At 51.6% G+C, this 12,389-nt stretch carries 10 protein-coding genes; 8 read left to right on the top strand and 2 right to left on the bottom strand.

What is annotated here, in order from left to right:
- Positions 1-114: 114 nt before the first annotated feature.
- Both L2725_RS16545 and L2725_RS16540 read left to right on the top strand, forming a co-directional pair.
- Positions 115-768 (top strand): hypothetical protein, encoded by a 654-nt coding sequence (locus L2725_RS16545; protein ID WP_249249950.1) that lies wholly within the window; start codon positions 115-117, stop codon positions 766-768.
- A 47-nt stretch (positions 769-815) separates the two neighbouring features.
- Positions 816-956 carry a hypothetical protein gene (locus L2725_RS16540; RefSeq protein ID WP_205407268.1) on the top strand — a complete coding sequence of 47 codons (141 nt, stop codon included), beginning with the start codon at positions 816-818 and terminating at the stop codon, positions 954-956.
- Between the two features lie 135 nt (positions 957-1,091).
- Here L2725_RS16540 and fadJ read toward each other — a convergent pair whose 3' ends face one another.
- Together fadJ and fadI are read right to left on the bottom strand one after the other, a co-directional pair.
- A complete protein-coding gene (gene fadJ, locus L2725_RS16535) occupies positions 1,092-3,224 on the bottom strand; it encodes a fatty acid oxidation complex subunit alpha FadJ (protein WP_249249949.1) in 2,133 nt (710 codons plus the stop codon).
- Between the two features lie 9 nt (positions 3,225-3,233).
- Entirely contained in the window at positions 3,234-4,544 is a 1,311-nt protein-coding gene (fadI, locus tag L2725_RS16530) for an acetyl-CoA C-acyltransferase FadI (RefSeq protein ID WP_249249948.1), read from the bottom strand.
- 720 nt (positions 4,545-5,264) lie between these two features.
- Between fadI and L2725_RS16520 the strand changes: the two genes are divergently transcribed.
- From L2725_RS16520 to L2725_RS16495, 6 genes are read left to right on the top strand one after another with little or no spacing between them, the layout of a single operon-like run.
- Positions 5,265-6,221 carry an AAA family ATPase gene (locus tag L2725_RS16520; RefSeq protein ID WP_249249944.1) on the top strand — a complete coding sequence of 319 codons (957 nt, stop codon included), beginning with the start codon at positions 5,265-5,267 and terminating at the stop codon, positions 6,219-6,221.
- The gene (locus L2725_RS16515; protein WP_249249942.1) at positions 6,221-7,156 is read left to right on the top strand and encodes a DUF58 domain-containing protein; all 936 of its coding nucleotides are present in this window, start codon (positions 6,221-6,223) and stop codon (positions 7,154-7,156) included. Before L2725_RS16520 ends, L2725_RS16515 begins: the two co-directional genes overlap by 1 nt.
- Positions 7,153-7,671, top strand: a complete 519-nt coding sequence (locus tag L2725_RS16510; protein WP_249249940.1) for a DUF4381 domain-containing protein — start codon at positions 7,153-7,155, stop codon at positions 7,669-7,671. Before L2725_RS16515 ends, L2725_RS16510 begins: the two co-directional genes overlap by 4 nt.
- Complete coding sequence (locus L2725_RS16505; RefSeq protein ID WP_249249939.1) at positions 7,665-8,675, top strand: vWA domain-containing protein; 1,011 nt, start codon at positions 7,665-7,667, stop codon at positions 8,673-8,675. The genes L2725_RS16510 and L2725_RS16505 overlap by 7 nt, the downstream gene beginning before the upstream one ends.
- Entirely contained in the window at positions 8,672-10,681 is a 2,010-nt protein-coding gene (locus L2725_RS16500) for a vWA domain-containing protein (RefSeq protein ID WP_249249938.1), read from the top strand. Before L2725_RS16505 ends, L2725_RS16500 begins: the two co-directional genes overlap by 4 nt.
- Positions 10,675-12,345, top strand: coding sequence for a BatD family protein (locus L2725_RS16495; protein WP_249249937.1), 1,671 nt, complete (start codon positions 10,675-10,677; stop codon positions 12,343-12,345). Before L2725_RS16500 ends, L2725_RS16495 begins: the two co-directional genes overlap by 7 nt.
- The last annotated feature ends 44 nt before the right edge of the window (positions 12,346-12,389 follow it).

Here is a 12,389-nt window from a genome sequence, read left to right as displayed (position 1 = left end):
GCTCACTTTTTTTTACCCAAAATAAAACACCAACAAAACCTTGGCATAACAATTGAATAACATAGATCGGTGTCAATAAACCCGTTAACCAATTGAAACTAAGAGAGATTAAAAATGAAGAAATTTACCAAGGCCTCTGTAACTTTCGCTGTAGCTGCAATTGTTGGTGTAACCGGAGCGTTTGCTTTTACTTCCGATTCATCTGACCAGAGTGCTGGTATTGGTCCTCGCATCAAGTTTGTTGAGCAGACTGCCGGTATCGGTCCACGCATCAAGTTTGTCGACCAGACCGCAGGCATTGGTCCACGTATCAAGTTTGTTGAGCAAACTGCCGGTATCGGTCCACGCATCAAGTTTGTTGACCAGACCGCAGGCATTGGTCCACGTATCAAGTTTGTTGACCAGACCGCAGGCATTGGTCCACGTATCAAGTTTGTTGACCAGACCGCAGGCATTGGTCCACGCATCAAATTTGTTGAGCAGACTGCCGGTATCGGTCCACGCATCAAATTTGTTGAGCAGACTGCCGGTATCGGTCCACGCATCAAGTTTGTTGAGCAGACTGCCGGTATCGGTCCACGCATCAAGTTTGTTGAGCAGACTGCCGGTATTGGCCCACGCATCAAGTTTGTTGAGCAGACTGCCGGTATCGGCCCACGCATCAAGTTTGTTGAGCAGACCGCCGGTATTGGCCCACGTATCAAGTTTGTTGAGCAGACTGCCGGTATTGGCCCACGTATCAAGTTTGTTGATCAGCAGGTTGCTTAATCAACTTGCTTCTCCTTATCAACTAAACAATTCCCAAGAGGTGCGGTATGTTTAAATTAGTAATTAGAGCCCTTAAGCAGGACAAGCAGCTGGTAAAACACGTCGCTAAGTGCGAGCGTAAAAAGGTGCAACTGCCTGAAGGTTTGAATACTCTCGAAGTGATCCCTGCAAAAGGATGGTGGGGATAAAAGTTGGGTGGCTGGCATGAGGGACTCAAGCTCCCTCTGCCCCATAGTGAACAGGAAGGCAGTCAATGTTCAGACCGACAAAGAAAAAGCGGCAATCACTTGCCGCTTTTTCAGCTTTAGCCAGCCCAGGATAAATTAAGCTTCGGGAAAGAACTTCTCATCCTGCTCAGCCATTTTCTTCAACATGTCACAGGGCGCAAATCTATCGCCAAATTGATGCTGATACCCTTCAAGCAGCTCAACCAAACGACGGCTACCCAAGGTATCCATATAGCGGAATGGCCCTCCCAGGAATGGTGGGAAGCCAATACCAAACAGAGCACCAATATCACCATCTCTTGGCGAGGCAATAATTCCCTCTTCCAGACAACGGGCTGCCTCGTTAAGCATTTGTACAACACAACGACGGGAAATTTGAGTGTGTTCCTGATCTGCCCCGGCATTGATGCTCAAAACTGAGTAAACAGTCTCATCCACCTTCTTACCTTTCTTGGGCGCTTTGTCGCCGTACAGATAAAAGCCTTTGCCGTTCTTACGGCCTTTACGATCATCGGCCATTAATTTGTCAAAAGCGGAAGGCGCAACAAAACGACTGCCCAGCTCTTTTTCCAGAATTGGCGAAATCTTGGCACCGACATCGATACCCACTTCATCGAGCAGAGTCATAGGTCCCACAGGGAAACCAAACTTCATCAACGCCTTATCCAGATTTTCGACAGACTGACCTTCAAGTAACACCTGAGCCGCTTCATTCATATACAAGGCCAGAATACGGTTCACATAGAAGCCGGCGCAATCCTGCACCACAATCGGCGTCTTTCCCTGCTTCTTGGCAAAAGCCACTGTGGTGGCAATGGTTTCAGGAGAAGTTTTGGCATGAGCTATCACTTCCACCAGCGGCATTTTGTCTACCGGCGAGAAGTAATGCAGACCAATGACGTTCTCCGGACGCTGCGCCGCTTCAGCAATCTGTGTAATAGGCAAAGATGAGGTATTGGATGCGAAGATAGTATGCTCACCACACTCTCTTTCAATGTCCTTCACCATCTGATGCTTAAGGTTCAGATCTTCAAATACAGCCTCCACCACTATGTCGGCATCCTTAACGCCTTTGTATTCGGTCGTGGTCGTCATCAATGCCATCAACTGATCACGTTCAGTCGCGCGCATATGGCGGCGTTTGACTCTTTTATCCAGTAACTTATAGGCGTATGAAAGAGCGTTGGACAAACCGTTTTCGTTAATATCCTTCACACGGGCAGGGATCTTGGCCTTAGTCGTCGTCACCGAAGCGATACCACCGCCCATCAGTCCACCACCCAGCACAACCGCCTTTTTCACTGGCTTGGGTTCAGTATCTCCGGCACCGGTTTCCTTTTTCATTTCGGTGATGGCAAAGAAAACCGCTCGCATGGCAGCGGACTCTGGGGTCATAACCAGATCGGCAAAGTGTGCCGCTTCAACCTGCAGACCTTTTTCCATCCCTTTATCCAGGCCCTGTCGCACACAATCAATGATCTTGTCCGGAGCCGGATAATTCCCAAGTGTCTTCTTGAACACCTGTTTTCCAGCTTGATCAAAAATGATATTACGGCCAGCTCCGTTACCTTCAAGTATACGGCTCATCATCGGCAACTTGGGTTTGCGTCTTGGACGATTACCCTTCAGTGCCATCTCAATGGCTGTTTGCTCCAATATGGACAGGGGCACCATGTCATCTACCAGCCCCATTTTAAGCGCCTGCTTTGGCCGGATCTGTTTGCCGGTCAGCATCATATCCAGCGCCTTGGTGACCCCAACCAAACGAGGCAATCTTTGGGTTCCACCGCCACCTGGCAACAAGCCCAGCTGCACTTCAGGTAAACCCAACATAGTCTTTTTATCATCAGTGCAGACACGCTGATGGCAAGCCATTGCAAGCTCAAGACCACCGCCGAGACAAGCACCATGAATAGCAGCAACAACAGGGATGTTGAGGCCTTCCAACTGAGCGAATACCTTGTGTCCCTGAGTAGAGAGTTCTCTGGCATCTTCAGCGGTTTTGCAGGCATCGAGCATGCCAATATCGGCACCGGCAACGAAGGAGTCAGCCTTACCAGAGATCAGCACCAGGCCACGAATAGAGGAATCAGCTTTAACCTCTTCGAGCACCTGAGTCACTTCGTCAGCAAATTCCGCTTTCAGGGTATTCATGGTCTCACCAGGAACATCCATCACCAGCAGGGCAATACCATCTTCGCGACGTGTCAGATTAAATGTCTTTTCCATGCTATCCCCCTACTCCACTTCTACAATCATCGCTGCGCCCAAACCACCGGCGGCACATGCGGTTGTCAGTCCCACGCCACCACCGCGACGCTTAAGCTCATTACACATCTGGGTAATCAGCCTGGTACCGGTTGCAGCAAAGGGGTGTCCGTAGGCAATAGAGCCCCCAAGCACGTTAAACTTGTCCATATCTATCTCGCCAATGGCCCGGTTACGGCCCAGCTTCTCTTCGGCGAACTTCTTAGAGCCAAACATCTTCATATTTGCCAGCGCCTGGGCTGCAAAGGCTTCATGCATCTCTATCAGGGTCAAGTCTTCCAACTTCATACCTGCGCGGGCAAGCGCTAATGGCGTTGCATAGGAGGGGCCCATCAACATGTCTTCCCATACATCAATGGCAGAGAAAGCATAACTCTTGATATAACCAATCGGCTCATAGCCCAGCGCTTTGGCCTTGCCTTCACTCATCAAAATCACCGCGGACGCACCATCAGTCAGTGGCGTAGCGTTGGCGGCAGTCACAGTGCCATGTTTGCGGTCAAATACAGGTCTTAATTTGGCGTAGGACTCAAGCTTTGAGTCTTTACGAATATTGTTGTCTTCACTGATAAAAGACTTGTATGGCGGCACATGAGAAACCATCACCTCATTGGCCAGCACGCCGGACTCCCAGGTTTGGGCAGCCAAAGAGTGGGACCTGTGAGCCAATGCATCCTGCTCGGCACGGGTAATACCATGGGTTTTCGCCATCTGCTCCGCAGTCTGCCCCATAGACAGGCCAGTGGTATATTCAGCCACTGCGGGCGGGACGGGTAACAGGTCTTTCAATCCAAGGCGGCGGAAAATCGCCAGTCTCTGACCCAGGGTCTTGGCCTTGGTCAAATCAACCAGCGCTCTGGCCAGCTTTTTGGAGACGCCAATAGGCAAGACTGAAGATGAATCCGCGCCCCCGGCAACCCCCACATCAATGGTACCGGCCATAATTGACTCGGCAACATTCACCGTTGATTGGAAACTGGTCGCGCAGGCACGGGTAACGCTGTAAGCATCTGTGGCGATATCCATACCTGTGGTGAGTACAATTTCACGGGCGATATTTGGCGCCGCCGGCATCTGAACGACCTGACCATAGACCAGCTGCTCAATCAGCTTAGGATCCAGCTCAGCACGGGATATCATCTCGTTAACCACCATGGCGCCCATTTCCAGTGCGGACACACCATGAAATGCTGTCGCCTGTTTGGCAAACGGCGTTCGCAGCCCTGCTACAATCGCAATACGTTCACCGCGGCGATTGACCAACTCTTGTCTGTCACTCATTTGTCACCCTCATTCCTTGCCGGGTTCTCTGACGCACCGGCCCCTGATGTTATAAGGCAGCCCTATTAGGGTCTATTGACCTTTCATAGTTGAATTTTGCTCGAGATAGACGCGCTTTAATCGCGACGCAAGGTGTGCCGCCTAGTGGGTCTAAGCAAATACCTTGCAACAAAGAGTAAAGCGCGTATAGCCGAGCCCTTCGGGCAGCGTTTGTCGTCGATTTCTACTGCATTAACGCTCACTTATGTAGAACAACTACACCTCAATCGCGTTGCTTTGTATAAAACAACGACAAAAAGCTGCAAAAACCATCTTCAAAGGTCAACAGACCCTAATCCCTGAGTTTGTTATAAAAATCTGTAACTCCTGGATACACCAAACAGGTCTGACCAATAGAAGTGTGATCCGATTCTAACTTCTTACCCCAAAGTTTTAAACACTTGTTTGCATTTTGATGAAACCACTGACATCAGAGTGATAAAATTTCAGTCTGCCAAGTAGATAAAGCTCAATTATAGAAATGCAGCAACACTAATAAACGGCGGTTTGCCCTCCACGACTGGACAAACACTTTATGGCTGAGGTATTAAATTCTGTCCATAAGCCAGTGACTCACTTGAAACTTATCCCGGAACTGGCAGTCTATGGAAGGTGCAAACCGGTTCTTTAAGAACCTTTTCCGCTTTCTTATCACCCACGCTGAACAAATTGAGTGCAACCATGCCGTTAAGTCGATTTCAATCTCTCCGTGCTTATCTTGATCAATTAATCCTTGGCCAACCTGCACTGACCGAAAATTTGCTGATCGCGCTGATCGCCGATGGCCACCTGTTGGTGGAAGGTCCTCCGGGACTGGCCAAGACCCGCGCTGTTAAGGCCCTATGTGATGCCATTGAAGGTGACTTCCATCGCATTCAGTTCACCCCGGATCTTTTGCCGGCAGATTTGACCGGTACTGATATTTACCGTGCCCAAACAGCGACTTTTGAATTTGAGTCAGGCCCTATATTCCATAACCTGATCCTGGCGGACGAAATCAACCGGGCTCCCGCCAAAGTGCAATCAGCTCTACTGGAGGCGATGGCCGAAGGTCAGGTTACTGTTGGTAAGAACAGCTATAAGCTACCAGAGCTGTTTTTGGTGATGGCAACCCAGAACCCACTGGAAAACGAGGGTACCTATCCACTGCCTGAAGCACAGCTGGACCGCTTTTTAATGCACCTGAACCTGGATTACCCCAGTGCCGAGACCGAGCTGGAAATCCTCAGACTATCGCGCAATGAGGCGCTTCACGCTGGATTGCCAAGCATTGAGGCGATATCCCAGGATGAAATTTTTACCGCACGCACCGAAGCCCTGAAAATCTACTTGGCCGATACGCTTGAGCAATACATAGTGGATATTGTGATGGCTAGCCGTCAGCCGGAAAAATACAGCGATGAGCTGGCGAGCTTTCTGGACTATGGTGTCAGCCCCCGTGCCACTCAATCTCTGGAACGCTGCGCCCGCGCCCGCGCCTGGTTGAATGACAGAGATTTTGTTACCCCGGAAGATATCCAGGCTGTCGCTCCCAATGTTCTGCGTCATCGTCTGCTGCTGAGCTACCACGCTCAGGCTCAGGGCGTGAGCAGAGATCAGGTTATCAATCACATTCTGAGTCTGGTTGCTGTTCCTTAATGAAAACACTGTCTGAATTGCCATTGTTCGCCGACGGTTGGCATCTGACTGAAGCTGAACTGCTTGCCTGTCAGGGACAGGCCAGAGCCATACCTGAAAAGCGAAGTCGCGCCAAAGCCTCACTGGCTGGCCACAGGGCCAGCAATATAAAAGGCCGTGGGATGGAGTTTGCTGAAGTGCGTCATTACCAGAATGGGGATGACGTACGCACCATTGACTGGCGGGTAACCGCCCGCACCGGCAAAGCCCATACCAAGCTGTTTGTTGAGGAGCGCGAGCGTCCTATTATTCTGCTGCTGGATATGAGTTACAGCCTGTATTTCGGCTCAACCCTGCTGTTGCAGTCTGTTCAGGCTGCCCATCTCGCAGCAACCCTGGGGTGGAACGCCATACAACATGGTGACCGTATCGGCGCACTCATCGCCAGCGAAGCCCATCATCTGGAGCTTAAACCCAAAAGCCGCCAAACCGGCATACTGCAGTTGATCTCTGGCATTTGTGAGATCCATGGTCAGCAACTGGCAGAGTTTAAATCCGGTAAACGGGATGAGCATCATCTCAGCCGCGCCTGTCAGCGCCTGGCCAGAATCGCCAAACCCGGATCTCTGGTCTGGCTGATTACAGATGGTGCCGACTTTAACCCGGATTGTCTGGGCCCACTGACAGACCTAAAGCGCCACTGTGATATTGGTGCTTATTTAATTACCGACCCACTGCGTCAGGGCTCTCTTTCTTTGCCAAGAGATTTCAGTCTGCCGGTAAGGGATGGCGATACTGAACGGGTGCTCAACCGCAGCCAGTATGAAGAATGGCTGCACACCCAGCGGCTTCAGCAACAAACCTTTATCAATATGATGGATAAATTAAGAGTACACACCCGTCTGATTGACGCCGGGCTGAGCCTGACACAACAACTGGAGTTATTGCGTTCATGACTGCAACTCCTGCTGCGCCTGCCAATCCTGCTCTGGCGCAACTGAAAGACATCAACCTGCCCGAACAGATTGGCAGCTGGCCACCTGCTCCCGGCTATTTTTTACTGGCTGCACTGACCATTGTTCTGGTTGTAGCCTTTGCCTGGTTTTATATCAAACGTCAAAAACGCCTGACCGCCAGTCGCCAGGCTGTTGAGCTTGTTGCTCTGCTGGATAAGGGCTCTGCAGATTATCCGCGGCAAATAAATACCCTGCTTAAAAGGACTGCACTGACCTACCTGCCACGTAATCAGGTCGCCTCGTTGGATGGTGAAAAATGGATTGCCTTGCTGAGCACTTGCATTGAAGAAAGTGAACTGCAGGCATTACAACACTTGCTTGCTGTCAGATTTAGCCCAGGCGGCCTGAATATGGCTGACGCCAGCGAACTTGAAGCCATTGCCATTAAGGTGCTTAAGTCACTGCCTGATGTCAAACTGCTGGCTGGCGCCAATGGGGAGGCTCAGCCATGTTGAGTTTGGAATGGCCCTGGCTGCTATTGCTGCTTCCCCTGCCCCTGCTTATTCGCAGCAAACAGGAGGAGCAGATCAGTGGCGGTGAGTTAACGATGCCGGGTATCGCGCGTACTCAGTCCCAAAGAGTCAAAGTCGACCGCAACACCACACGCTGGTTTTACCTGCTGATGTGGGCTTTCCTTGTGGTTGCCTGCGCCCGTCCTCAGTGGCTGGGAGAGCCTATCGATATTCCCACCGAGGGAAGAGATTTGATGGTCGCAGTCGATCTGTCCGGCAGCATGCAAATTGAAGATATGGCATTGGCTGGCCGAACTGTCGACCGCTTCTCTGTGGTTCAGCAGGTGGTCAGTGACTTTATTGATCAACGTAAAGGTGACCGCCTTGGGCTGATCCTTTTTGCCGACCACGCCTACTTACAAACTCCCCTGACCGCAGACCGCCGCTCAGTCGCCCAGTACATGCGTGAGGCTCAAATCGGCCTTGTGGGTAAACAAACAGCAATCGGTGAAGCCATAGGTCTGGCCGTAAAACGCTTTGAGCAAATGGAAGACAGCAACAGGGTGTTGGTGCTGCTCACCGACGGCAGCAACAATGCGGGCAATATAGAGCCACTGCAGGCAGCAGAGATAGCTGCTGAGCGTAAGGTTACTATTTACACCATAGGCGTTGGCGCAGATGTAATGGAACAAAGGGGATTTTTTGGAACCCGCAGAGTTAATCCATCCAGTGATTTGGATGAGTCCACACTGACGGATATCGCCAGAATCACCAATGGTCAGTATTTCCGTGCCCGTAATCCTCAGGAGCTTCAACAGATTTATGAGGAGATCAATAAATTGCAACCAGTCAGCCGGGATGAGCAAAGCTACCGCCCCCGCAGTGAACTCTTCTACTGGCCATTGGGCCTGGCATTGTTGGTGAGTATAGGTCTGGCACTGTCTCAGGCAGGCCTGTTGAACTTGCCCGCAGCCGGCAGGTCTGGCAATGGGAGAAAAGCCTCATGAGTTTGCATTTTATACGGCCCGAGTGGCTGCTGGCTCTGCTGCCATTGGCCCTGCTACTGCTGCTACTTTGGAAAACCAAAGGTAAACGCAGTGCCTGGCAAACTTATATTGCTCCTCACCTCACTCAGCTGCTACTGACTCCAGGCGGTAAGCAAGCCAGTAACAGGTTAGTGCTGCTGTCAGTGTTTTGGTTTGTGGGAGCTGTCGCTATGGCGGGCCCGGCACTGACCAAGAAGCCTTTGCCTGTGTTCAGCAGCGCTCAGGGACGGGTAATAGTGCTGGATATGTCCAGATCCATGTATGCCACTGACCTTGCACCCAATAGGCTGACTCAGGAGAAATTCCGGGCCACAGATCTGATAAACAGCCTGAAAGATGGTGAAACTGCCCTGATTGCCTATGCTGGCGATGCTTTTACCATCAGCCCAATGACCACAGATAAGCAAACCTTGCTGAACCTGCTGCCTACCCTGACCCCGGACATCATGCCGGTACAGGGCTCCAATCTGGCCTCTGCTATCACGCTTGCCAAACAACTGCTGGCCCAGAGCGGCCACCAGCAGGGAGACATCATTTTGCTGAGCGATGGTATCAGTGGTCGCCAGTATGACGAATCCCAAAGCCTGCTTGCTGACAGTCAATATCGACTGGGCGTGCTTGCGCTGGGCACCAATCAGGGAGCGCCAATCCGTTTGCCCAATGGACAACTGCAGCGGGACAACGCAGGTGAAGTGGTGATTGCCAAGACGGATTTCTCGCTGCTGGGGCAACTGGCTACAGGGACAGGTGGCATTATGTTGCCATTCAACCCGGATGGCAGTGATGTCCAGGCCCTGACAAATTGGCTGGACAAGGATACGGGTGATGCCAAAGCCACCGAGATTAAAGGTGACAGCTGGCAGGACCTGGGGCCTTATCTGGCTATCTTGCTGTTGTTGCCCGCATTGTACAGTTTTCGAAGAGGCATCCTGGCTGGCTTGGCCCTGATTATATTTATTCAACCTCAGCCATCCATGGCTACCGACTGGTGGCAGGATCTTTGGCAAACCCCTGATCAGCAAGGACAAGCCGCCTTTGATAATAAAGCTTATCAGGATGCCGCCTCGCTTTTTGAAGACAGTAACTGGCGTGGCAGCGCTCACTATAAAGCAGGGAACTATGAAAAAGCGCTGACCGAGTTTCAGCGGGATGAAACTGCGATTGGTAAGTTCAATCAGGGCAATGCCAGAATGCAGCTTGGTCAACTGGATGAAGCGATCAAGGACTATGAGGCAGCACTCAAGCAGGATCCCGGTTTTGCTGACGCCGGTGCCAACCTTAAACTGGCTGAAGAGTTGAAAAAGCAGCAGGAGCAACAGAAGCAGCAAAATCAACAGAGCCAGCAGGACCAGCAGAGTCAGCAAGACCAACAAAGTCAGCAGGACCAGCAAAGTCAGCAGGACCAACAAAGCCAGCAGGAGCAACAGAGCCAGCAGGACCAGCAAAGTCAGCGAGACCAGCAAAGTCAGCAGGACCAGCAAAGTCAGCAGGACCAACAGAGTCAGCAGGACCAACAGAGTCAGCAGGACCAACAGAGTCAGCAGGACCAGCAAAGTCAGCAGGACCAACAGAGTCAGCAGGACCAACAGAGTCAGCAGAACCAACAGAGTCAGCAGAACCAACAGAGTCAGCAGAACCAACAGAGTCAGCAGGAGCAAAATAACGAAGCTGCAATGGAAGCGGATGCAGCTCAGGCGGCCGATGGAACTGCGGAGGAGAACAAAGACAAGACTAATGCCCAGGCCGCGGCTCAAATGGAGGCTGAATTGGGAGAGCCTGCAGGCAAAGATGCTGAAGCCAGTGTTGCCTCATCCCGCTTGTCTGAAGAGCCCCTGCCAGAGGATATGCAGCGAGCGCTGCGTGCTGTCGCGGATGATCCATCCGTGCTGCTGCGCAACAAGATGTTACTTGAATATCAGAAACGCCGTATGAGAGGCGAACAACCCAAGGACAGTGAACAGTGGTAAAACGAGCTATTTTTCTGTTTCTTTTTATGCTGCTGATACCTTCGGCGGCCATGGCTGCAGTCACCAAGGTCGACGCATCGGTCGACAAGAATCCTGTGATGGATGGTGAGTACTTTGTATTAACCGTTTCCGCCAATGACAATCTGGATGCTCAGGCACTGGACACCTCAGCCCTGAGTAAAGATTTTGTCGTAGGCCGAACCAGTGTTGGACGCAGCACACAAATAGTGAACTTTGATACCAGTAAACAAACCAACTGGCAGATACTGTTGGCTCCCAAAGCGACCGGGACCTTCACTATCCCGGCGTTTACTATTGATGGCGTTAAATCACAGCCTATACAGCTAAAGGTTGTCGCCTCCGGCAGCCAGTCTTCACAGTCAAAGTTGGTGTTTATTGATGCCTCGCTTTCCGCAAAGGAGGTCTACGTAGGCCAACTGGCGCTCTATCGGGTCAAACTCTATCTGGGGGCAGATCTTCAGCGCGGTGTGCTAAACGCCCCCACACTTAATGGTGCTGAACTCAAACAGCTCGGGGAAGATCAGGACCAGCAGGAGATTGTTGATGGTAAACGTTATCGGGTCATTGAACGCACCTACGGCATTACTCCATCACAAGCCGGTACCCTGGCGATAGGTCCAGCGACTTTCCAGGGGGATGTAGTGATGAACAGCGCCGGGAATCGCGACAGTCTGTTTGGCTTCGGCTTTGGTGACAGTCGTATGGTACAGGCAGTCAGTAAAGAACTGACAGTCAATGTACTGCCCAAACCCGCCCATTACCAGGGTAAGTGGTTGGTCGCAGATCTGGTGTCCCTGAACGATGTCTATGGCGAAGATACTCAATATCAGGTTGGTACCCCAATCACGCGCACCGTCACTTTGCTGGCATCCAATGCGGAGGATACCGCACTGGCCGATTTGGAGATTCCGGTGCCTGAAGGTTTTAAAGCCTACCCGGAAAAAGCCCAGCGGGAGAATATCGTCCGTAATGGTCAGCTGGTTGCCAAACTGACCCAGACCATCGCCATGGTGCCGTCAAAGGCTGGCAACTTTACCTTGCCTGAAGTGCGGGTGCCCTGGTGGAATCCACACCTGCGCAAACAGGAGTGGGCCAGCTTACCTGCTGAAGCCATTGAGGTCAGCGCCGCCGTGGGTCAACCTCAATTACCTGTATTCCAGCCAGACGGCCAGGCCGCTGTTGAGGCCAGCCAACCCCAGCCAATGCAACCAGTTGTCACCCATGCTGGTTTCTGGCCCTGGTTAACCGGGATATTCGCCTTGCTTTGGCTTATTACTCTGGTGTTATGGCGTCGCACAGTAACAAGCAATGAAATGACATTATCCAAAGCTCAGGATATCGACAGGCCTGTCTCCTCCAGCGGCAAAGGGGCGCTGACTCAGGCTTGCCGTCAGCAAGCGCCGGAAAAAGTACTCAGTACCCTGCAGCAATATGTAAGCTCAAATACAGGCCAGGAAGCTTCACTGGCTGACATAGCCGCCCGCTACCCCGAGCTCAGACAGGTGATAGATTCACTGCAGGCCGCCCGCTACAGCCGCGAAGGTAAAAACCTGGACTTCGATGCCATATTGAACGCAATTCTGGCGGTGAAACTGACACAAAAAAACAGTGCAGCAATCCAGCTGGCCCCACTCAATCCCTGATAGAATCTTTCAGGTTCACACCAACTTAGAAACGTCGGCTCCTG

Origin of the sequence: Shewanella corallii (genome assembly GCF_023349125.1) — a bacterium.
GTDB classification, from domain to species: Bacteria; Pseudomonadota; Gammaproteobacteria; order Enterobacterales; family Shewanellaceae; genus Shewanella; species Shewanella corallii.
Note: the sequence above shows the minus strand (reverse complement) of the source record. Positions and strands in the feature narration are given on the sequence as shown.